General features: G+C 63.1%; 20 protein-coding genes. 15 read left to right on the top strand and 5 right to left on the bottom strand.

Annotated features, from left to right (window positions below):
• Positions 1–1,443: a phospholipase D-like domain-containing protein gene (locus GJB56_RS15170; protein ID WP_060938182.1), complete on the bottom strand. Its 1,443-nt coding sequence runs from the start codon at positions 1,441–1,443 to the stop codon at positions 1–3.
• Complete coding sequence (locus GJB56_RS15165; RefSeq protein WP_113683261.1) at positions 1,440–2,543, bottom strand: NAD(P)-binding domain-containing protein; 1,104 nt, start codon at positions 2,541–2,543, stop codon at positions 1,440–1,442. Before GJB56_RS15165 ends, GJB56_RS15170 begins: the two co-directional genes overlap by 4 nt.
• A gap of 112 nt (positions 2,544–2,655) precedes the next feature.
• Between GJB56_RS15165 and GJB56_RS15160 the strand changes: the two genes are divergently transcribed.
• On the top strand, positions 2,656–3,387 hold the full coding sequence (locus GJB56_RS15160) for an enoyl-CoA hydratase (protein WP_019744845.1): 732 nt from the start codon (positions 2,656–2,658) through the stop codon (positions 3,385–3,387).
• Positions 3,388–3,449: 62 nt separating this feature from the next.
• Entirely contained in the window at positions 3,450–4,565 is a 1,116-nt protein-coding gene (locus GJB56_RS15155) for an MBL fold metallo-hydrolase (protein WP_092763063.1), read from the top strand.
• A 36-nt stretch (positions 4,566–4,601) separates the two neighbouring features.
• On the opposite strand, the gene GJB56_RS15150 is transcribed toward GJB56_RS15155, so the two are convergent.
• A complete protein-coding gene (locus tag GJB56_RS15150) occupies positions 4,602–5,189 on the bottom strand; it encodes a hypothetical protein (RefSeq protein WP_020970431.1) in 588 nt (195 codons plus the stop codon).
• Positions 5,190–5,326: 137 nt separating this feature from the next.
• On the opposite strand from GJB56_RS15150, the gene GJB56_RS15145 reads away from it, so the two are divergent.
• Positions 5,327–7,831: an HAD-IC family P-type ATPase gene (locus GJB56_RS15145; RefSeq protein ID WP_019744843.1), complete on the top strand. Its 2,505-nt coding sequence runs from the start codon at positions 5,327–5,329 to the stop codon at positions 7,829–7,831.
• A 6-nt stretch (positions 7,832–7,837) separates the two neighbouring features.
• Here GJB56_RS15145 and GJB56_RS15140 read toward each other — a convergent pair whose 3' ends face one another.
• Entirely contained in the window at positions 7,838–8,980 is a 1,143-nt protein-coding gene (locus tag GJB56_RS15140) for a GGDEF domain-containing protein (RefSeq protein WP_046379031.1), read from the bottom strand.
• Between the two features lie 180 nt (positions 8,981–9,160).
• Between GJB56_RS15140 and GJB56_RS15135 the strand changes: the two genes are divergently transcribed.
• The 12 genes from GJB56_RS15135 (at position 9,161) to GJB56_RS15080 (ending at position 21,353) form a co-directional block, all read left to right on the top strand.
• Positions 9,161–9,352, top strand: a complete 192-nt coding sequence (locus GJB56_RS15135; RefSeq protein WP_003940164.1) for an antitoxin — start codon at positions 9,161–9,163, stop codon at positions 9,350–9,352.
• Positions 9,353–9,458: 106 nt separating this feature from the next.
• Positions 9,459–11,102, top strand: a complete 1,644-nt coding sequence (locus GJB56_RS15130) for a Na+/H+ antiporter (protein ID WP_019744841.1) — start codon at positions 9,459–9,461, stop codon at positions 11,100–11,102.
• Positions 11,103–11,117: 15 nt separating this feature from the next.
• Complete coding sequence (locus GJB56_RS15125) at positions 11,118–12,335, top strand: lipase family protein (RefSeq protein WP_019744840.1); 1,218 nt, start codon at positions 11,118–11,120, stop codon at positions 12,333–12,335.
• Between the two features lie 4 nt (positions 12,336–12,339).
• Entirely contained in the window at positions 12,340–12,726 is a 387-nt protein-coding gene (locus GJB56_RS15120; protein WP_113683260.1) for an MmcQ/YjbR family DNA-binding protein, read from the top strand.
• A complete protein-coding gene (locus tag GJB56_RS15115) occupies positions 12,723–13,940 on the top strand; it encodes a sensor histidine kinase (protein WP_019744838.1) in 1,218 nt (405 codons plus the stop codon). The genes GJB56_RS15120 and GJB56_RS15115 overlap by 4 nt, the downstream gene beginning before the upstream one ends.
• A 51-nt stretch (positions 13,941–13,991) precedes the next feature.
• Positions 13,992–14,783: a LytR/AlgR family response regulator transcription factor gene (locus tag GJB56_RS15110; RefSeq protein ID WP_113683340.1), complete on the top strand. Its 792-nt coding sequence runs from the start codon at positions 13,992–13,994 to the stop codon at positions 14,781–14,783.
• The gene (locus tag GJB56_RS15105; RefSeq protein WP_003939880.1) at positions 14,780–15,151 is read left to right on the top strand and encodes a membrane protein; all 372 of its coding nucleotides are present in this window, start codon (positions 14,780–14,782) and stop codon (positions 15,149–15,151) included. Before GJB56_RS15110 ends, GJB56_RS15105 begins: the two co-directional genes overlap by 4 nt.
• Positions 15,152–15,161: 10 nt before the next feature.
• On the top strand, positions 15,162–16,913 hold the full coding sequence (locus tag GJB56_RS15100; RefSeq protein ID WP_019744836.1) for a sodium/solute symporter: 1,752 nt from the start codon (positions 15,162–15,164) through the stop codon (positions 16,911–16,913).
• A gap of 162 nt (positions 16,914–17,075) precedes the next feature.
• A complete protein-coding gene (locus GJB56_RS15095; protein WP_003939976.1) occupies positions 17,076–17,438 on the top strand; it encodes a DUF485 domain-containing protein in 363 nt (120 codons plus the stop codon).
• Positions 17,435–19,072, top strand: coding sequence for a solute symporter family protein (locus tag GJB56_RS15090; RefSeq protein ID WP_003939876.1), 1,638 nt, complete (start codon positions 17,435–17,437; stop codon positions 19,070–19,072). The genes GJB56_RS15095 and GJB56_RS15090 overlap by 4 nt, the downstream gene beginning before the upstream one ends.
• 73 nt (positions 19,073–19,145) lie before the next feature.
• The gene (locus tag GJB56_RS15085; RefSeq protein ID WP_003939735.1) at positions 19,146–19,577 is read left to right on the top strand and encodes a type II toxin-antitoxin system Rv0910 family toxin; all 432 of its coding nucleotides are present in this window, start codon (positions 19,146–19,148) and stop codon (positions 19,575–19,577) included.
• A 120-nt stretch (positions 19,578–19,697) separates the two neighbouring features.
• Entirely contained in the window at positions 19,698–21,353 is a 1,656-nt protein-coding gene (locus tag GJB56_RS15080; protein WP_113683259.1) for a substrate-binding domain-containing protein, read from the top strand.
• A 1-nt stretch (position 21,354) separates the two neighbouring features.
• Here GJB56_RS15080 and GJB56_RS15075 read toward each other — a convergent pair whose 3' ends face one another.
• Positions 21,355–22,260, bottom strand: a complete 906-nt coding sequence (locus GJB56_RS15075; protein ID WP_020970424.1) for an ABC transporter substrate-binding protein — start codon at positions 22,258–22,260, stop codon at positions 21,355–21,357.
• Between the last annotated feature and the right edge of the window lie 43 nt (positions 22,261–22,303).

Here is a 22,303-nt window from a genome sequence, read left to right as displayed (position 1 = left end):
TCAGCGTTTGCCGAGCAGGCGGCGCAATCCTTCGATTCGATCGCTCAGTCTGGGCGGCGTGCGCTCGGGATCCATCAGTGCATTTTCAGCGAGCACGTGGTCTTCGCCGTCGACTGTATTCCGGTCGAATTCGCGCAGACTGCGAGCGTCGGAGGTCGAGAGAGCGCGAACCGTCGACAACAGTGACTGCTCACCCAACGCGTCGTCGACTTCTTCCTCGGTGACGTCGAGGTGCTCGCTGAGTAGCCGGCGCCTCAATCCGATGATCGAGGCGCGCAACTCGACATCTGCGTCGTCGTCGGATTCGACGGCGATGTCGCACTCGGTGTCGAAGCCCATCGAACGGTTGTTGAGGTTCGACGACCCGATTCGCAGGAGGCGATCGTCCATCACGAGGACCTTGGCATGCACGTAAATTGGTGCGCCGGAAGAGGTCACGGGATAGAACGCACCGAACCGGTCGTGGATATCGGCCGACCACAGCAAATGCAGCAGGTCGTGGCGTGCCCCGTCCATCGCCTTTTGTTCGAGCCATCCATCGGCATTGCGCGGAATGACCAGAACGATCTCCGGCCCGTCGGCCTCACGTAGACGCGCGGCAATCGCCTCGGCCAGCGTGCGTGAGGCGAGGTACTGGCTTTCGATGTACAGCGTGTGTTCTGCCCCGGCGATGGCCGCGAGATAGAGCGCCTCGATCTCGCGTACCTCTGTGCGTTCGCCGAGTTCCGGCAGCGTTCTGGCGATGGCCACGTCGACGACGCGCAAGGTGGGAGCCAAATTGACCGGCCACGGCGTCGCCGTGCTCTGGACCGGTGGGAGGTCCTCTCCGGTTGCGGATTTCCAGCGTGCCCGCGCTAATTCGCCGATGGCCGCGGCAGCATTGCCGTCGACCGCCGTGGTTGCGTCATGCCAAGGGCCGTAACGTCTTCCGCTCGGTGTGATCCGGTAGTCGTTGCGGTCGACGTGATCCGAGGTGTCCCAGCGGTCCACCGTCATGTCGATGCCGCCGCAGAATGCCAGAGCGTCGTCGATGACGATGATTTTCTGATGGTGCGCCGCACCAACCGGGTGGGCACCGTCGATCTCGAACCGAAGGCGCTCGTCGGTCAGCCAGTTGGACACGAAGACGGGAGTCATGCCGCGCCCAATTGCGGTGAACGCGCCGATGTTCCATTTGAGTACGAGGATTTCGAGGTCGGGTTTCTCGCGGACCAGCCAGCGGAGGAACATTCCCAATCGGTTGGGGCCGTCGAGCGTCTGCTTGCCTGGTTCGAGTTTGATGCGCGTGTCGAAGTCCCAGCCGATCAACATGATTCGCTTTTCCGCTTGCAGCATTGCGGACTTCGCATGATGAAAGTAGTCAGCGGCGTCGACGATGCAGGCAAGATTGTCCGCCGGTTCGATGCGCCAGCAGGTTTCGCCCGGAATCAGTATTCTGTTCATTCGCCGATTCCCAGGTACGCGGTCAGTTCGCGCGCCGCCGCTTGGCCGGCGCGGTTGGCTCCGATCGTCGACGACGACGGTCCGTATCCCACCAGGTGCACGCGAGGGTCGGCTTCGACCTGCGTGGCGAGGCGCCCGGTCATCGGGATTCCGCCACCCGGTCCGCGCAGGTGCAACGGCGCCAGGTGATCGATTGAGCTACGAAAACCGGTGCACCACAAGATGACATCGGCGTCGACGACGGTACCGTCGGCCCACTTCACGCCGTTCGGAAGAATTTCGGAGAACATCGGCAGTCGATTCATCACACCACGCTCTCGCGCTGCCCGGATGGCAGGCGTCACGGGGAGGCCGGTCACCGAGACGACGGATCCCGGTGGCAGGCCGCGTCGTACACGATCTTCGACCATGGCAACCGCAGCGCGGCCGATGTCCGGCGTGAACGGCTCGTCGCGGAACTCGGGTTCGCGCCGCGTCACCCAGGTAGTGGTCGTGACGCGTGAGATCTCGTCGAGCAGTTGGACGGCCGAGATACCGCCGCCGACCACCACAACATGTTTGCCTTCGAACTTCGCAGCGGTTCGATAGTCCTTCGTATGGAGTTGTCGGCCACGGAAGGACTCGGCCCCGCGATAGTGGGGGATGAAGGGGCGCTCCCAGGTTCCCGTCGCGTTGATCAAGCCTCGCGCCGCGAACACCCCCTGGTCGGTTTCGATTCGCAGTCGCTCTTCCCTCGGACACACCACCCGTGTGTGTACCGGGCGGTGGACGGGAAGTTCGAATTGCTTTTCGTACAGTTCGAAGTAATGGGGGACCGCCACCGATGCAGGCACTTGTTCGGCGTCTGTACCGGTGGTTTCCGCGAAGGACATTCCCGGGAGGTCGTGCACACCGTTGACGGTGCTCAGTGTCAGGCTCGGCCAGCGGAACTGCCACGCTCCGCCCGGACCGGACGCATGATCGAGCACCACGAACCCCGATTCGGGTTCGATTCCGAACTTGCGCAGGTAGTACGCGGCGGAGAGTCCGGCCTGTCCCGCGCCGATCACCACCACGTCAACCGGGTGTGGTTGCTGTGCGGCAAGGTCGTCTGTACTCATCGGTAATCTAACCTCCTGATGTACAGAACTTAGCTGCAGAGAAGTATGCGGACGGTAGCGGCGCCTCGGAACTCCCGTGTGTCGAGCCTTCCAGAAACGAAAGTGAGCGGACATGATCGGGTTCTCCCGTGACGGCAACGTCGTGACCATCGAGTTGCAGCGTCACGAGCGTCGTAATGCGCTCAGCGCCGAACTCTGCATCGCAATACGGGACGCGATGAACGCGGCAGTCGCCGAGCATGCGCACGTTGTCGTCATCACCGGTGAGGGATCGGCGTTCTGTGCAGGCGCGGACCTGTCCGGCGACGTCTACATGGAGGGCTTCACCGACCGCTTGTTCGAAATGCTCCGGTCGATCGACACGGCGCCCATCCCCGTCATTGCCGCTGTCAACGGTCCGGCCATCGGCGCCGGTACCCAGCTGGCCATCGCGTCGGATCTGCGCGTCGTGGCACCGACCGCTCGCTTCGGAATCCCCGCGGCCACCCTCGGAGTCTCGGTGGACAAGTGGACCATGCGTCGGCTCGCGTCGCTGGTCGGCGGCGGTCCGGCGCGTACCATTCTGCTCGGCATCGAACAGATCGGCGCCGAGGAAGCTTTCACGCGCGGTCTCGCCAACAAGCTCGGAACCCTCGACGACGCTCAGGAATGGGCGCACCGCATCGCCAATCTCGCACCGCTGTCGTTGCGGCACATGAAGATGGTTCTCAACGACGACGGCACCATGGAGGAACAGTCTCCCGAGCAACTCGACGCCCTCCACGCCGCCTGGCTCAGCGAGGACGTCCAGGAAGCCCGCGCCGCCCGCATCGAGAACCGCCCTCCCGTATTCAAGGGAAAGTAAAGCTCGTTGCAGGGAAAACAGGCACCAGGCACGCGGGACAGATAGTGGCTACGCTCGTCTGAATGAAGAAGACGACGGTTCTCGGAGTTGCGGCTGTTGCCGCGGCGACAGGGTGGGTGGCGCGAGCCGCATGGGGAATCCCGACGCAGATCGGGGCGTCGCGAAACACAGTGCAACCGTATGCGGCGATGTCCCCGCGATACCGGGACCGCCAGTTCCACAACTCGGAGCCCAGCAGCACTCTGATTCCGGGCACCGATGCCGGGATGTTCAAGTCGATGGCTACACGGGGGTCGACGGGTCGGCCGCGTCAGCCGATTCCGTTGGCCACTCCGCTGGCGCCGTCGGTAGCGGGTGACGCGGCCGTGACGTGGTACGGCCATTCGAGTGTTCTCGTCGAGGTCGACGGTTACCGCGTTCTCGCCGATCCGGTGTGGAGCGAACGCGTATCACCCTCGGCCACAGTAGGTCCCGCACGGATGCATCCCACTCCAGTGGCCTTGGCTGATCTACCGACGGTAGATGCGATAGTCATCTCGCATGATCATTACGACCACCTCGACATGGCGACGGTCAAGATTCTGACTCGCACCCAGACCGCTCCGTTTGTCGTTCCGATCGGTATCGGGGCTCACCTGCGGCACTGGAAGGTGCCAGAGAACCGGATCGTGGAATTGGACTGGGACGAGTCGACAAAAATCGACGACCTGGTTCTCACGTGCACCGAGGCTCGTCACTTCTCCGGTCGTGGCCTCGTCCGGAACACGACGCAGTGGGCGTCGTGGGTATTCGCCGGTCCGAAGCACCGGGTGTTCTTCGGCGGAGACAGCGGATACACATCACGTTTCGAACAGTTGGGTGAAACCTATGGGCCTTTCGATCTGACGCTTCTCCCCGTGGGCGCGTACGACGTGCGCTGGCCGGACATTCACATGAATCCGGAAGAGGCAGTGCAGACACACATCGACCTCAACAAGGGCGACGGATCGCGCGGTGTCTTCGTCCCGATCCACTGGGCGACCTTCAACCTCGCGTTTCACTCGTGGTCGGAGCCGATCATTCGCCTCAACGAGTCGGCCGCAGAGGCGGGCACAACAGTGTCGGTCCCGATGCCTGGCGGCAGGATCGACGCGTTGTCACCGACACCGCCGTCGAAGTGGTGGATACCGCTGGGCTGACTGCGGCCCTTGCTCGAAAGTCACCCGGGATCTTCCTCAATCCAGTCGGATTCCGAACCAACCCCCACGTTGGTACTGCAGTTGATGTGTCACGTGTTCACTGGTGAGGTCGGGATCGGGTTGTCGTTTCGGTTCCCATAGTTGTGTGACACTTTCGGATGCGGATGCGATGCCTTCTCCGTCGAGGGTGACAACCTTCTCGTCCATTCCCAGCTGAGGCCATGCAGTTGCGACATCGATCGGCCCGGCAGGCGGTATCGGAGCCAGCAAATACTCACCGCGCACTGAGCCCGAGCGGCTTTCAGCCGTGCGTAACTCAAGCAGCGAGCCTCGCGTTCTTTGCGCGGTGGTCACCGATGATCCGTCCGCGAAACCGAGGCCGAGGAGTAGCGGCGCGCTGAAATGTGTGAACGTGGGACGCCCGTCGTAAGTGCCGAGACTCAGCGAGAGTGCCGGATCTCCGTAGCGGGCATCAATCGCGAACATCATCCCGAACGAGTAGACGCGAATCGCCGACAACCAGACAACCACGTTGTCGGTCCGGTTGAGGTCGAGAGAAATCGGCAGGTCGACGGGCCGTTCGCATCGAAGCGCCTCGTCGAGACCGTTGTAGACGTATTTCATACCGTTCCTCGATGGCCTTCTCTGCTCGTTCCGACCAGCATCGCAGAACCGCGGCCCACGGGTGTGATCTTCGTGTAGCCGTCATTGCCACACGAGTCCGACCCTGATTAGTTGCTCCGGGTGCGTAATCTTTGACCATGGCTCACGAGCACACCAGTTCAGAAGAGACAGCAGTGGCGGTAGCGCCTGAGCGATTGCCGGACGACGTCGACGTCGCCCGCGGTCTGACCGCCGATCAGGTTGCAGCAAGGATCGCGTCGGGACAAACCAACGATGTACCGGACCGGGCGTCCCGCTCGGTCAAGGACATCATTCGCGGCAACGTCTTCACTCGCATCAACGCGATCCTGACCGTGTTGTTGGTGATCGTGCTCGCGACGGGTTCGATCATCGACGGCATGTTCGGGTTGTTGATCATCGCGAACAGCGGTATCGGCATCATCCAGGAGATCCGCGCCAAGCGCACGCTCGACGCTCTGGCCATCGTGAGTCAGGCCAAGCCCATGGTCAGGCGTGACGGCGTCGCCGTGGCAATGGCGCCCAAAGATGTTGTGCTCGATGACATTATCGAACTCGGATCCGGTGACCAGATAGTCGTCGACGGTGAGGTGGTCAGTTCTGCCGCACTCGAGGTCGACGAATCGCTGCTCACCGGTGAGGCTGATCCGGTTCACAAGGCGAGCGGCCAGCAAGTGCTGTCGGGCAGTTTCGTTGCCGCAGGCAGCGGCGCGTACCGCGCCACCAAGGTCGGTGGAGATGCATACGCGGCCAAGCTGGCCGAAGAGGCGAGCAAGTTCACCCTCGTGCATTCGGAACTGCGCAGCGGTATCGACAAGATCCTGAAATTCATCACCTATCTGATGATTCCGGCGGGAGCGCTGATCATCTTCAATCAGCTCTTCACGATCGGCTTGCCGATCCGACCCGCGCTCAACGGCATGGTGGCAGCGCTGGTTCCGATGGTTCCCGAAGGCCTTGTGCTCATGACGTCCATTGCTTTTGCGGTCGGTGTCATCCGATTGGGCAAGCGCCAGTGCCTCGTTCAGGAGTTGCCGGCGATCGAAGGCTTGGCACGTGTCGACGTGGTGTGCGCGGACAAGACCGGAACGCTGACCGAGAACGGCATGCGCCTGTCCGAGGTCGATGTCGCGCCGGGTGGATCAGGGGAGTCTGCAGTCAAGTCCGCGTTGAGCGCGATGGCTGCGTCCGACCCTCGCCCCAACGCGAGCGTTCTGGCGATTCGCGAGTCTCTCTCCGACGATTCCGGTTGGGGCGAAGCCACCGCGCTCGCGCCGTTCTCCTCGGCGAAGAAGTGGAGTGGCCAGTCGTACGGCAGTCACGGCAACTGGGTGCTCGGCGCCCCGGACGTGCTGCTCGATCCCGACTCGGAGATGGCCCGCAAGGCAGAAGAAGTGGGTTCGAGCGGGCTTCGTGTCCTCATGCTCGGCAGCAGCAACCTTCCCGTCGACGACGCCGACGCGCCGGGCACCGTCACCCCTGAGGCTCTGGTCGTACTCGAGCAGAAGGTGCGTCCGGACGCGCAGGAGACGTTGGAGTACTTCGCCAGCCAGAAGGTCGCGGTCAAGGTCATTTCCGGCGACAACGCGGTTTCCGTCGGTGCCGTTGCCGGTTCCCTCGGGCTCGAGGGTGGTGACCGTCCCATCGACGCGCGGGATCTTCCCAGCGATCAGGAAAAGCTGGCAGACACTCTCGACGGAGCAACGACGTTCGGTCGAGTACGACCGGATCAGAAGCGGGAAATGGTCGCTGCCTTGCAGTCTCGCGGACATACCGTCGCGATGACCGGTGACGGCGTCAACGACGTGCTCGCCCTCAAGGACGCCGACATCGGAGTCTCGATGGGTTCGGGCAGCCCGGCTACCCGAGCCGTGGCCCAGATCGTGCTGCTGGACAACAAGTTCGCGACGCTCCCGTACGTCGTCGCGGAAGGCCGCCGAGTGATCGGCAACATCGAGCGTGTGTCGAATCTGTTCCTGACCAAGACCGTCTACTCGGTGGTGCTTGCGTTCCTGATCGGCATCACCGGCGTCCTGTCCCAGGTCTTCGACTTCGAACCGCTGCCGTACCCGTTCCTGCCCCGCCACGTCACGATCGCGGCGTGGTTCACGATCGGTATCCCGGCCTTCATCTTGTCTCTCGCCCCCAACAACGAGCGCGCCCGAACCGGTTTCGTCTCCCGCGTGATGCGTCTGGCGTTGCCGTCGGGCCTGATCATCGGCATCACCACGTTCATCTCCTACGTGTTGGCTTACCAAGGCCCCGACCAGACGGAGACCCAGAAGATCCAGGCCGGAACCAGTGCACTCATCACGTTGATCATGATCGCCGTGTGGGTCCTGGCCGTCGTTGCTCGGCCGTACGTGTGGTGGAAGCTCGTTCTGATCGGCGGTTCGGTTGCCGGGTACCTCATCCTGTTCGCGCTGCCGTTCACTCGTGAGTTCTTCAAGCTTGATCCGAGCAACGTCGCTGCGACGACGCTCGCGATCACCCTCGGCGCTATCGGCGTTGTGCTCGTGGAACTCTCGTGGTGGATCAGCGCACGCCTGCACGGGGAGAAGCGGAAGATTTTCGCGACGCCCGACGACCTGCCCGGCGAGCATCACCACGCCCACAGTGAGTAAATAGTTTCAGCGCCTGAACATCTGCACCCAGGCAATGCGATCGCCGCCGCGCTTCTTGGCCCGGTACATCGCATTGTCTGCGTGCTCGATCAGTTCGTTGACAGCCCGATCCGGTAAGTCCGTCTCGGGACAGAGGTAGACGCTGACGCCGGTACTGGCGGATACGGGATAGGGATCGGAGTCGGACGAGACCGCCGAATGTATCTCGGTGGCGACCTGTTCGATATCTCCTCGATCGACTCCGCGCAGGACGACGAACTCGTCGCCGCCGATTCGCGCCACCACTGCCTCGGGCCCGGCGGCAGCGATGAGGCGGTCAGCGACAGCGGTCAACGCGTCGTCACCTGCTACGTGACCGTGCGTGTCGTTGAGGATTTTGAACGAGTCGACGTCGATGAGCAGTGCGATCAGAGCCTGCGTTCGATCACTGCGCAGCAGATGCTGTGCCTCGTCCTGGAGTCCGCGGCGATTGAGTGTCGCGGTGAGGTAGTCCCGGTGAGCGTTTCGTGCGTCGTCGGTCAGGCGCAGCCAGACGATCTGCAGAATCCACGCGGTGGAGAAAACCACACCGGCAACCATCAGATAGAGATTCACGACCACCCAGTCGTCGTTGACCGGCTCGGACATCGCCATGGCAGCGAGCGTCGTGCAGACAGCAAGAGCCCAGCCGATGTGGGTCACGGCCACACGCGGACTGTGAACTATCGCCGTGTAGAAGCCGATCATGATGAACAGGACGCAACCCAGCGTTCCGACGAACGCTGTGCGAACCGCGAAGAAGAGCGTGACGGCGAGCCAGAGGTCGGCCCAGACGACAAAGGCCACGGATTGGCGCCAGGTGGGCCACGATTCGTTTCGCACCCAACGGCAACCGGCATAGACCCCGCTGATGGTCCCGACTGCGAGGATGGACCGTGCAAGGGCGGAATCGGAACCGAAGCGGCTCAACTGCATGGTCGCCGCGATCAGCGCGAAGAGAAAACACCACACCGCGACTAATTTGCGTCCGGGAACGGTCAGTCCGCGAGTGTCGAGGAATCGGGGGAGCCAGGTGTAATCGGTGCGATCCGACCACCACCGGGACAGCAGTTCACGCGTGGGGTGGGGGTCGCTCCCCGTCCCGCGCAGTCCTGCATTCAATCCGGGCACCTGTCGATGTCGATGGGTGATCAATCAGCTATTGGCGGGTTAACGCTACCTCGAGTTGCGCGCGGCTCGAACGCACGGACCTGCTTTCTGGCGTAGAGGCCGTCGACCTGTGAGAATCGAAGGGCGCGGAGGAACGATTCCGCCGAAGGATGTGCGTCAGCACCGGGAGAGGACACGGACATGGGTTTCTTGGACAACGTCAAGGGATTGGTCGAAAAGGGCCAGGAGCTCGCAGCGGAGAACTCCGACAAGGTTCACGACGCGATCGACAAGGTGGCCGACATCGCCGACGACAAGACCGGCAACAAGTACGGCGATCAGATCGACAAGGCAGCCGAGGCCGCCAAGAAGGCTGTTCCCGAAAAGCAGTAAAACCGGATTCGGCCATACCGTTGCTCAGGGGCCCGTAACCGAAAAGGTTGCGGGCTTCTGTGCGTCCGCTGGGTGAACTCCCAGGGTCGGCGGGCAGAATGAACGCGTGAACTTCACCTGGATTCTGCTGGTTGTCATTGCCGCCATTGCAGTCACCGGGCTGTCCAATCGACGAAACCTGCAGGCCCCGCTGGTCCTGGTGACCGTGGGCTCGGTCGCCTCCTTCATCCCCGGTATGCCGCGGCCCGAACTGGACCCCCACGTCATTCTCGGTGTGGTCCTGCCGCCGCTTCTCTACTCGGCCGCTCTCAAGTTCTCGGTCGCGACCTTCAAACGCAACCTTGCGCCCATTCTGCGTCTCGGCGTCGGAATGGTGCTGGTGACGGCGTTCGTGGTTGCCTTCTTCGCCGAATGGATGGTTCCCGAGTTCACTATCGGCGCCGCCCTCGTGCTCGGAGCTGTGATCGCGCCGACCGATGCCGTCAGCGCGGTGGCGGTCGGTCAGAAACTCGGGCTCCCGAAACGAGTCATCGCCATCCTCACGGGCGAAGGGCTCGTCAACGACGCGACCGCGCTGACCCTCTTCACCGTCGCGGTCGCTGCCGTGACCGGAACGCGAATTGCGACGGATTCGCCCCTGTTGTTCTTCGCGTACGAAGTAATCGGCGGCGTTGTCGTCGGCTTGGTGCTCGCGTTTGTCGTCAAGTTCGTTCGCGCCCGCATGTACGACTCTCCACTCGAAACCGGCTTGGGGCTGGTCCTTCCGTTCGCTGCCTACCTGGCCGCTGAAGAACTACATGCGTCCGGTGTTCTGGCCGTCGTGGTTGCTGGTCTGGTGATCGGACACTATTCGACGGACGCGTCGATCATGACCAGGCTGCAGGAGCGCTCGGTGTGGTCGAGCCTGGACACGCTCCTCGAGATGTTCGTCTTCGCGTACATGGGGCTGCAACTGAGCTTCGTGATCGACGATGTTGTCGCCGACGGGCTTCCGGTGCTTCACGTGTTCGCGTACGGTCTGGCAGTCCTGGCCGTGGTCATCGTGATTCGGCCGGTGTGGCTGTTCCTGAGCTACTCCCGTGTGCGATTCGGTGTAACCCTGCGCCGTGATCGCGAGAATCAACTGACGTGGAAACAGAATCTGGTGGTCTCGTGGGCGGGAATGCGTGGTGTCGTCACTCTTGCTGCGGCCGGCGGTATCCCGTTCGCGCTCTCGTCCGGCGAGCCGTTCCCCGGACGCGGAGTCATTCAGGCGATCGCGTTCATCGTCGCGGTCGGGACACTGCTCATCCAGGGATCGACCTTGCCGTTCCTGATTCGTCGTCTCGACGTCGCGGATCCCTATGAACAATTGCGTACCCAGGAACAGATGGAGTTGGCACGCAACATTTCTCGCAAAGCCGGTGAGAAGGCGTTGGCCGACGCGGCTGCGCACCCTCCGTCGGGGATCGACGGAAAGGAATTGCAGGCAATTGTCGAGCGCGTACGCCGCTCGATGCAGGCGAGGCTTCAACTCCAGGAGGTCGACGAGGACGCCGATCGCGAGGCCGCCTTGTGGAATGCCGGAGCGCTCTTCGACAAATTCCGGCATCAATCCCTTCGCTCGCAACGAGTCGCACTGATCGCCGCGCGCGACGACGGAGATCTCGACGACGAGGTATTGCGTACCGTATTGGAAGGACTCGACATCGAAGAGGCCGCAGCCGAGGAACGTGTCAGGCGTCGCCGAGCAGGCAGCGCGGGCAAATAGAGGGGAACACTGCGTATGACGGTTCGGAGTTCGAGGGTTCGCGCAGGCTGGGGAGTCGTGGTGGCGAGCGCGCTCCTCGTGAGCGTCGGCTGCGGATCGGATGCCTCGCCAGATGTCTCTGTCACCGACAACGCAACCACGACGACCCCGCCGGTCGAGAGCAGCGCGCAACGCGGCGTCGTGTTCGACAGTGAACCCTTCACCAGCACAGCCGAAGTGGCGGCGTCCGGAGCGAGCGCGGTGAAAATCCTGTACGGCTCCACCTCCGGTATCGACGGCCGGGAGACCCAGGTATCGGGAACCGTGTTCACACCGCCTGGAACGCCGCCGGAGGGCGGTTGGCCGATCGTCTCCATCGGCCATGGCACGACGGGTATTTCGGACGACTGTGCGCCGTCGACCTCGCCGACCCTCTTCGGCACGATCGGCCTGGTCGCGCCGTTCCTCGACTCGGGATACGTGGTCGCTGTATCCGACTTCGAGGGCCTCGGCACTCCGGACCCGCATCCTTACCTGCAACCGGACACCGCGGCGTTCAACGTCATCGACGCGGTTCGAGCGGCGCGCAACGTCGTTCCGGACACCTCGACTCGGTGGGCAACTCTGGGGCTTTCCCAAGGCGGGCAGGCTTCCTGGGCAGCGGCCGAGGAAGCCGACACCTACGGCGACGGACTGGAATTCGTCGGTGCAGCAAACCTGTCCCCGGCAGCGGACATCTCGCCGATCATCTCGAGTGATTCCGAGGTGAATCTGTCACTGCCTCAGCAACTGCTGCTGCCCTATGTACTCGAAGGGCTGTCCCTCACCCATCCGGAGCTCGAACGAACCGACTACGTGCGCGGCGCATTCGAGCAGAACTACGACCTGCTCACCTCGTGCCTGACCTCTCGCGCGACGGAGAAGTTGGGTCTTGTCGGAAAGGTGACGCCCGCCGACACCCGGCCAGCTACCGCCGAGGACGCGGACCGAATTCACGCGTGGCTCAGCGACGTTGCTCTCCCACGCCAACGCGCGAGCGGTCCGATGTACGTAGTCGTCGGTACCAATGACAACCTCATCCGTCCGGAATGGACCGAGGCGGCCGTCGAACGTGCCTGCGCCGAGGGTGACGTCATCGAATTCCAGGCGCGACCGGGCGAAGGTCACGCGGACGGCGCCGCTGTGCCGGGAGCTGTTGCGTGGGTGAAGGATCGATTTGCAGGTGTTCCGGCACCGAATACCTGCGGGTCGTGAATCGATGACGGCGTCGGCACGAATCCGCGCTCTGGCACTGGCATTGCCAGAGGCAACCGAGCGGGCCAGCCACGGTGAATCGTCGTTTTTCGTGCGCAAAGCGCCGCAGTTCGTCACCATGGCAGATCACCACCACGACGATCGCCTCGCGATCTGGGCCGCGGCCCCACCTGGGGCGCAGGCAGATTGGGTCAGTCGCGATCCGACGAGGTTCTTCGTCCCCCCGTACGTGGGTGGCCGGGGATGGATCGGTGTGTACCTCGACGTTCCGAGTGCCGACGAGACCGAGGACGAGAAATTCTGGAACGACGTAGCCGACGTCGTCGAAGATGCGTACCGCACGGTGGCCCCGAAAACACTGATCCGGAAACTGGACGAGGATTCGCGTTGAGTCCGGCCGTGGTCGCGCTTCTCAGCGTGCTGATTCTCGCAGTGGCCGGGGCACTGACAGCGGTGTGGATGCGCACCAGACGTGAGGTGACCACCCCGACCGAGCGTGCCGTCCATGCCGCGCTCCATACGGCTTCACTTGCCGCGCGGCCACTTCGGCGTGGACTCGACAAGAATTCGGCCGCCGAGGCGGCGCCTCACCTACGCGAGCTGACCGGCGGTTCCGGTCTGGGCCTCGCAGACGCGTCGGGAAATCTGCTGGCGTGGGACGGCCGTCACGAAGCGTTGTCCGATCAATTCCACGACGCCGCCATTCGCGCGATCGAAGGCGAACGCCGGGTGCTCGTCACCCACTCGGACCTGGTGCGCGGACCGAGCGATCACCATGTGCGAGCGCTGATCGCTCAGCCCCTGCTGATCGAGGACATCGGCGTGGTCGGCGTGCTGGGAATCGTCACCAGCGAAGACCCGTGGCCGGGAATGCTCGGAGCGGTCACCGAGGTGGCTCGATACGCCTGCAGCCAGATCGAACTCGCCGACCTCGACGCGTCCAGAGCCCTGTTGGATCGCGCCGAAGTGCGTGCCCTCCGCGCGCAGATCAGTCCCCATTTCATCTACAACGCGCTCAACACGGTCGCGTCGTTCGTCCGAACCGACCCGGCGCGGGCCAGAGAACTGATCCTCGAGTTCGCGGACTTCACCCGGTATTCGTTCCGATCTGCGGGTGAGTTCACCCTGCTTGCCGACGAGCTACGCAACATCGATCGTTACCTGACCCTCGAACGCGCGCGATTCGGGGAGGCGCTGAACGTCCGCCTTCAGATCGCACCCGAAGTGCTCAACGTGGTTCTTCCGTTCCTGGCTCTCCAGCCGCTGGTCGAGAACGCGGTTCGTCACGGCATTTCGAGTAAGCCGGAGGGCGGGACCGTGAGCATCGTGGCCGCGGACGAGGGACCTGACTGCATCATCAGCGTCGAGGACGACGGTGTGGGGATGGACCCTGAACTACTGCGTTCCGGCTCACTTGACGCCATCGAGTCGGGATCGGGACGACCCAGCGCACGCGAAGCTGCTCACGTCGGTTTGGCCAACGTCGACGACAGACTTCGTGCCGCGTTCGGCAACGACTACGGACTCGTGGTGGAGACAGCGCCGGGTGCCGGTACGAAGGTCAGCATGCGTGTTCCCAAGTTCAAGCAGGGTATTCACGTCTGATTCTCGCCTTCGATGATCAGGCTGAAACCGTCGTGGGAACATGGACCTGTTGTGAACGAGACTGACACTGATGCCCAGCTGACCGTCCTTGCCGTCGACGACGAGAAACCAGCCCTCGACGAGCTGGCCTTCTTGCTGCGCGCCGAGGACTCGGTGGCGCACGTTCACACGGCATCGGATGCGACGACTGCGTTGCGGATACTGCGCAGTGGAAGCATCGACGCGGTATTTCTCGACATCAACATGCCCGGACTCGACGGTCTCGAATTGGCCGGCATCCTCTCCAATTTCGCGACGCCACCACCCGTGGTGTTCGTGACAGCGCACGACGATCGAGCGGTTGATGCATTCGACCTCGGTGCCGTCGACTACCTACTCAAACCGCTCCGAGAGGAGCGTCTCGCTCAGGCCGTTCAACGGATCGTGGGATTGGCCGGGCGCACCAAGAGCGAGAACAAGCCCGAATCTGCGTCCACCGACGAGGTGATCCCGGTGGAACTGGGCGGCGTTACGACGCTCGTTCAACGCTCCTCGGTGGAGTGGGTGGAAGCCGACGGGGACTACGCGCGTTTGCACACCGCCGGGAAGTCGCACCTGGTACGCATCCCGATCTCGACACTCGAATCACGCTGGGCCGACGCGGGCTTCTTGCGCGTGCACCGCTCCTACCTGGTGTCTTTGGCGCTGGTCACCGGCATCCGCACAGTAGGCAGCGGATTGGTGGTCTGTCTGCGCCCGCACGGAGACAAGCCTGCCGTCGAACTTCCGGTCAGCCGCAGACACACCCGTGAACTCAAGGATCGACTGGTTCGTGCGCCCAAGCAGAGTTGGTTGTCACGGTGACGTCGCAGTCCGATCCTCCGCAGCGTGAGCGCGTTGTGTTGGCGCAACGTAGTGGCGCACGGATCGTCCGTACGCGGGTGGAGGTGCAGGAACAGACCGAAGTCGGCGACGCCATGATCCGCGGTCTCGTTCGCGCGCAGTTGGGACTGGCGATTCGCCTTGCCGTCGTCGCAGCCGGACTCCTGTGTGCGGTGCCGCTTCTGACGCACCTCTTCCCGACACTGTCGGAGGTCGCAGTCCTGGGCATCCGGTTGCCGTGGCTCGTGATGGGCGGCGCTGTGTATCCCTTGCTGTTGACCACCGGTTGGGTGTTCGTGCGTCGTGCGGAGCGAAACGAGCAGGACTTCAACGACATCGTGGACGACTGAGCGCGGCGCTGTGGGAGGACAACCTATCCCGGTGCTGACGGTGCTCGGCATCGTTGCGGCGGCCGTGGCAACCGTGGCTATCGGAATCTACGGCGTTCGGCTCGCTCGTACCACCTCGGACTTTCTCGTCGCGTCCAGAACCGTCAGCGCGCGGTGGAATGCGACGGCCATCTCCGGTGAGTACCTCTCTGCTGCTTCGTTTCTCGGCGTGGCCGGGCTGGTCGCGAAATACGGCGCCGACGCCCTCTGGTATCCCATCGGATTCACCGCCGGATACCTCGCCCTGCTGCTGTTCGTCGCAGCACCGCTTCGGCGTTCCGGTGCATACACCGTCCCCGATTTCGCCGAATTCCGTCTCGGCTCACCGCGATTGCGCAAGCTCGCAATGCTCGTCGTCGCGATGGTGTGCATCCTGTATCTGATTCCACAGTTCCAAGGCGCGGGACTGACGCTCAACATTCTGCTCGGGGTTCCCAGCTGGATCGGCGGGGTCGCGGTCGGGGTCATCGTCATCGCCAACGTCGTCGGCGGCGGGATGCGCTCGATCACCTTCGTTCAGGCCTTCCAGTACTGGCTGAAACTGACTGCCGTCGCGATTCCCGCTGTGGCACTGACCTTCTACTTCTTCGGCGATCATCACGACGTCGGCGCGTCGATGCCGCCGACGGTCACCACTGCGACGACCGTCGACATCACCACCGACGTCGTCGTCCAGGTATCGGAGCCGGTGACGGTCAGCGGCGGCACAGTCGACGGGCGAGTGGTCGAAGGAACCGTGACACTTGGCCCGGGGGAGCACACCCTCGGTGAAGGCATGTCCATGGTTCTCGACGCGGGAGCCGCGGTTCCCGTCGTCGCCGGAGCGCCCGCGCAGAACTCGGATTGGATCACCCCGGGTTGGGGTTTCGGCGGGCCGCACCCGATGTATCAGGTGTACTCGCTGATGCTCGCGACCTTCCTCGGAACGCTCGGCCTGCCTCACGTTCTCGTCCGGTTCTACACCAACCCCGACGGCCGGGCCGCTCGTCTGACCTCGCTTGCAGTTGTCGGTCTGGTCAGCGTGTTCTACCTGTTTCCGACCCTCCTCGGCGTCTTCGCTCGCCTGTACGTTCCGCAACTTCTGATCACCGGCACCTCCGACGCGGCGGTGCTGCTGCTGCCGGGCTCGGTGTTCTCGGGGTGGGGCGGACAACTGCTGGCAGCCCTCGTCGCGTCCGGTGCCATTGCCGCCTTCTTGTCGACGTCATCCGGATTGCTCGTCAGCATCGCGGGCGTCGTCAGTACCGACGTTCTCCGTGGACGAGTTCGAGACTTCCGTATTGCAGCGCTCCTGGCCGGGCTCGTTCCGCTCGTGCTGTCGCTGGCGGTGGTGTCGGTCGACCTCTCGAGAACCGTCGGGTTGGTGTTCGCGGTCGCCGCGTCGACGCTCTGCCCACTGCTGGTGTTGGGTATCTGGTGGCGCGGTCTGACTGCCGTCGGCGCCGGGGCAGGGATGGTTGTCGGTGGATGTGTTGCGGGCACTGCCGCCACTGTCGCCGTCCTGGGTGGTTTGTCGGAGGACGTCCTCGGTGGCTGGCCGGCAGCCATTTTCGCGTTCCCGGCCGCGGTGAGCGTGCCGCTGGCGTTCCTCACGATGATCGTCGTGAGCAAGGTGTCGTCGAAGCAGATACCGGCAGATATTGCGCGAATCTTCACGCGGATGCACGCCCCGGAACGGCTTGGAATGGGCTCCGATCGCGAAGACGATCTCCGCCAACCCTGACTTTCACCGCCCGAACCCTCTGCCGTTGGTCGCGCCTGCCTGACCGTTCGGCGCAGCGCGCGACTGCTCACCGTGTGACTGGCGCCACAGCGTCTTCATGTGACTCCGATCTCACTAACGTCTGTGCGTAGTTCACTTCACACGCGAGGCGAGGAGCCGGCAGTGTCCACAGCAGAAATCAGTGAGGGGTCGCCGCAAGAGCGACGTACCCCGGATGCCCAGGCATTCATAGACATGCAAGCGAGTCCCGAATTCCAGGAACTCCGAACGCGTCTGCGCAAGTTCGTTTTCCCCATCACTGCATTCTTCCTGCTCTGGTATGCGGTGTACGTCGTCCTGGCTACCTATGCCCACGACTTCATGGCCACCAAGGTCCTCGGCAACATCAATCTCGGCATCATCCTCGGCCTCGGGCAGTTCGTCACGACCTTCGCCATCACCGCGTGGTACGTGAAGTTCGCCGGTCGTGAGCTCGATCCCCGCTCCGCCGCCATCCGTGAAGAACTGGAAGGTCCCGCACAGTGATCACCACACTCGCCGCGTCCGGAACGGACGTAGGAAACCCCGCCTTCAATATCGCGATCTTCCTCGCGTTTGTCGTCGTGACCATGACGCTGGTCATCCGCGCCAGCCGGACCACCAAGAAGGCGTCCGACTTCTACACCGGCGGTGGACAGTTCACCGGCCCGCAGAACGGGTTCGCCATCGCCGGCGACTACCTCTCGGCGGCATCGTTCCTCGGTATCGCAGGTGCGATCGCCGTGTACGGCTACGACGGATTCCTGTACTCCATCGGATTCCTTGTCGCCTGGTTGGTTGCGTTGCTTCTGGTCGCCGAATTGCTCAGGAACACCGGCAGATTCACGATGGCCGACGTCCTGAGCTTCAGGCTCAAGCAGCGTCCGGTGCGCATGGCGGCAGCCCTGTCCACCCTGGCCGTTTCCCTCTTCTACCTTCTTGCCCAGATGGCCGGCGCCGGTGGACTTGTCGCCCTGCTGCTCAACATCGACGGCAAGGTGGGACAGTCGATCGTCGTCGCGATCGTGGGTGTGCTGATGATCGTGTACGTCTTGGTCGGCGGCATGAAGGGCACCACCTACGTACAGATGGTCAAGGCAGTTCTGCTGGTTGCCGGAGCCGGAATCATGTTCGTACTCGTTCTGTGGGCAGTGCGCGGCAACTTCTCTCAGTTGCTCGCCAATGCGCAGGACATGGTCAACAGTTCCACCACCAAGGGTGTGCAGGGACGAGACATCCTCGGACCCGGTGCCAAGTACGGTCTTTCCGGAATGACGAAGCTCGACTTCATCTCTCTCGGAATCGCTTTGGTGCTCGGCACTGCGGGCCTGCCGCACGTGCTGATGCGCTTCTACACGGTGCCCACTGCCAAGGAAGCTCGCCGCTCGGTGACCTGGGCGATCGCGCTGATCGGTGCCTTCTACCTCTTCACATTGGTTCTCGGCTACGGCGCGGCCAGCATGGTCGGACCGGACAAGATCTTGGCAGCGCCAGGTAAGGAGAACGCGGCCGCTCCGTTGCTCGCCTTCGAGCTCGGTGGCACCATCTTCCTCGGCATCATCTCCGCGGTGGCGTTCGCGACCATCCTCGCCGTCGTTGCCGGTCTCGCGATCACTGCTTCGGCGTCGTTCGCTCACGACATCTACGCCAGTGTCATCAAGCGCGGCAACGCAACCGAGGAGCAGCAGGTTCGAGTTTCTCGAATCACCGTCGTGGTCATCGGACTCGTCTCCATCGTTCTCGGCATCATGGCGATGGGGCAGAACATCGCCTTCCTGGTGGCCCTCGCCTTCGCAGTGGCGGCCTCGGCGAACCTGCCCACCCTGCTGTACTCGCTGTTCTGGAAGAAGTTCAACACCACCGGTGCGCTCTTCAGCATCTACGGCGGTTTGGTCAGCTGCTTGACGCTGATCGTGTTCTCCCCGGCAGTGTCGGGCAAGCCGTCGTCGATGTTCCCGAACTCCGACTTCGCCTGGTTCCCGCTCTCGAACCCCGGCATCGTCTCGATCCCGCTGGCATTCGTCCTCGGCATCGTCGGTACGTACATCGGACGCAACAAGATCGAAGATCCGGCAAAGCAGGCGGAGATGGAAGTTCGCTCCCTCACCGGCGTCGGCGTCGAAAAGGCCGTCAGCCACTAAGAGGGGCAAAGCCCCGTGCGTCTTTCTGGTACCTCTGGTTACGGAAAAGGCGCACGGGGCTTATTGTTCTGCCATGGCAAAGCTCACAGTGAAAATCGACGTTCCGCTTCCTCCTCAAGAAGTGTGGGACAAGGCCTCCGATCTCAGCGGCTACGAAAACTGGCTCGTGGTTCACGACGGATGGCGCAGTGAACTTCCCGAGCAATTGGGTGTCGGCACCGAGATCAGCTCGGTCGTGACGGTGAAAGGCCTGCGCAACCGCGTTCGGTGGACCATCAAGAAGTACGACGTCCCGAAGGCGATCTCGCTCAAGGGAGACGGCAAGGGCGGGGTCAAGCTCGGTCTCGAACTCGATGTGAAGGCAAAGGGCGACGGATCGGAACTCGCGCTGACAGTCGAGTTGGGCGGCGCGCCGTTGTTCGGCCCGATCGGTTCGAGTGTGGCGCGGGCGCTCAAAGGCGATGTGGAGAAGTCGCTGGCCCAGTTTGTCCAGATCTACACCTAGTTTGTAGAGATTTCCACATGGAGCTACTTCACCGCTAACATGAGTTAGGATTCTTTTCGGCGGGATAAACCGGGCATCAGTTGGTTATTGATTCGGGTCCCGCCGGAAAGGATTCGATCAATGTCGTCTCGTCATGGGTACGGCGCACCACCTGCGTCCATGCCTCGATCCGTGCAGGTTCTGATCGGACTCTTGGCGGTAGTTGCAGTCGGTGGAACCGCAGCATTTGCCGTGACGTTCAAAAGCGTCAGCGACAAGGGAGAACTCGGTGCGGGCGCCGCTGCAGCTGCGACGGCAACCAACTGTGACAACCCGGAAACCGTGACCGTGGCGGCCGATCCGTCGATCGCCTCGGGACTCGAAGCTGTCGCCGCTGCCATCCCCGCCGCGGATCTCGGATGCAGCTCGCTCAGCGTGACGCCGCAAGATCCCGTGCTCACCGTCGCGGCGATCGCCGACGGTACGGCGCCCGCACTGTGGATCCCTGATTCGAGCGAATGGCTGGACAAGGTTTCGGCGAGCGGGCAGGAGATTCGCCGGATCAGCAACTCGGTCGCCTCCACCCCGGTTGTCGCCGTCTCTGCGCCGGGTACCGAGGCACCCGGCGCATGGACGGATGTCCTCGGCGCTCCATCGCTGCACATCGGCGATCCCCTGACCAGTGCCGTCTCCAGCGCGCCGATCGTGGCGGCCTTTGCCGAGACCCAGTCGCGGGGCGGGGACCTCACATCCATCTCGGCAGCCCTGGTCCCGGTGGCACAAGCGCAGTACGGAAATCTGAAGGAAACCGGTTCGACCGGGCGCATCCAAACCGTGGACGCGTCCGGTGGAACCGCGGTGACTACCGAGCAGACCTTCGAGGCTTATCTCGCCGCACACGCGGACAGTCGACTCACCGCGTCGGTACCGTCGTCCGGTTCGGTCTTCATGGACTACCCGTTGGCAAGTGTGGGTGCAGACTCGTCGGCGGCGGACGACGCCGGCAAACTGCTGGCGGCAGCGCTGGCATCGGACACCGGGCGTTCCGTACTTGCCGGCCTCGGGTTCCGCGGCGCGGATCAGGCCCCACCGGTCGCGGGTGGAGTGGGAAAGGTTGGCTCGCTGGTGCCGTCCGATCCGTCTGTGGTCACCAAAGCGCTTGCGCGGTACGAGATTCTGTCCAGACCTTCCCGCGCGCTGGCAGTTGTCGACGTCTCGGGGTCCATGGACTACATGCAGGACGGGGTCACTCGAATGGCCGCGACGGCGCAGGCCGGTGACATCGCGATCCGAATGTTTCCTGCCAACGCACAATTGGGTCTCTGGGCGTTCTCCGTAGACCTCGGTGACGGGACGGACTACCGCGAACTCGAACCTGTCGCCCGTATGGATGCAACTGAAGGTGACACGGATCATCGGAGCAAACTGCTGTCTCGGATCGACAACCTCTCTTCGATCGTCGGCGGCGGAACAGGTTTGTACGACAGCGTTCTCGCCGCGTATCGGTCCATGCAACAGTCCTACGATCCGGCCTCGATCAATTCGGTGATTCTGCTTACCGACGGTGCCAACGACGATCCGTCGGGTATCGCCCTGCAGGAACTTCTCGACACCCTGACTCGCGAGCAGGACCCGACGCGGCCGGTACCGATCATCACCATCGGTGTCACCGATGATGCCGATACCGATGTGCTCGAGCAGATTTCGGCCCTCACCGGCGGTAACAGTCACTTCGCTCCGACACCGGCAGACATCCCGAAGGTGTTCGTCGGCGCGATCAGTGGGCGCGCCGGCTGAACTACTCGAGAACGGGTGCGTCGGCGCTGTCGGTGATCCATTCGGTTGCGAGCTTCTCGAGGGTTCCGTCGGCGTAGAGCGCATCGACGGCCGCGGAGACGCACTCGGTCAGCGGACTGTTCTTCTCGAGCACCAAACCGAAGAATTCGGTGACTGCGTTGGGCCGCGGAAACTGACCCACGATGACCGACCCGGGCAGTTCGTTCTCGGTGATGTGAAATCCGGTCGGGATGTCGACGACCAATGCGTCGATCTCGCCCGCGGCCAGCGCAGCTTTCGCGTCGTCCGTGGTCGCGAACTCGCGTGGCGCAGTGGTCGGAACAATCGTGTCGGTGATCGCCGCGAGGCTGGTGGAACCGGTCTGAGCGCCCAAACGGTAGCCGGCCAGATCCGCAAGATTCTTTGCACCGGCGGCCTTGCTTCCGCGTGAGGCGATCACCGACTGCGCCACTGCGTAATACGGCGAGCTGAAGTCGACGTTCGCGCGGCGATCCCCGGAAATCGTGAACTGATTGACGTCGAAGTCGAAATCCTTGGGGCCTGGTTTCAATGCGTCGTTGAAGGCGACAGTGGTGAAGCGAACCTGGTCGGTGTTGTACCCGAGCTTGTCGACGACCGCCCGGGCCACCGCACCCTCGAGGCCTTTGCCGTTCGACGGATCGTTGTCGACGAACCACGGCGCGTACGCCGGTGAGTCAGTGGCGATGGTCAGGACACCGTCTTCGAGGGTGGTCCCGCTCTGGGGTCCGCACTTGTCCACTGCGGTGGTCGAGGGAAGTTTGGTGAACGCCTCGGGAACCGTGGTGGTGGTGTCTGCTGCCGCAGGTGCCTCCGGCTGCGACGAACACGAGCCCAACAAGATCGAGGAAGCGAAGATCGCGGTCACGGCAACTGCGCGTCGTGTCATAGGCACTAGGCCATCTTGCCTGTTTGTCCGGTCTGGACGTGAC

The sequence above is a fragment of the Rhodococcus sp. AQ5-07 genome (assembly GCF_009707305.1).
Lineage (GTDB): Bacteria > Actinomycetota > Actinomycetes > Mycobacteriales > Mycobacteriaceae > Rhodococcus_F > Rhodococcus_F erythropolis.
The sequence above is the reverse complement of the archived record's forward strand: the minus strand, read 5'-3'. Positions and strand labels throughout refer to the sequence as shown.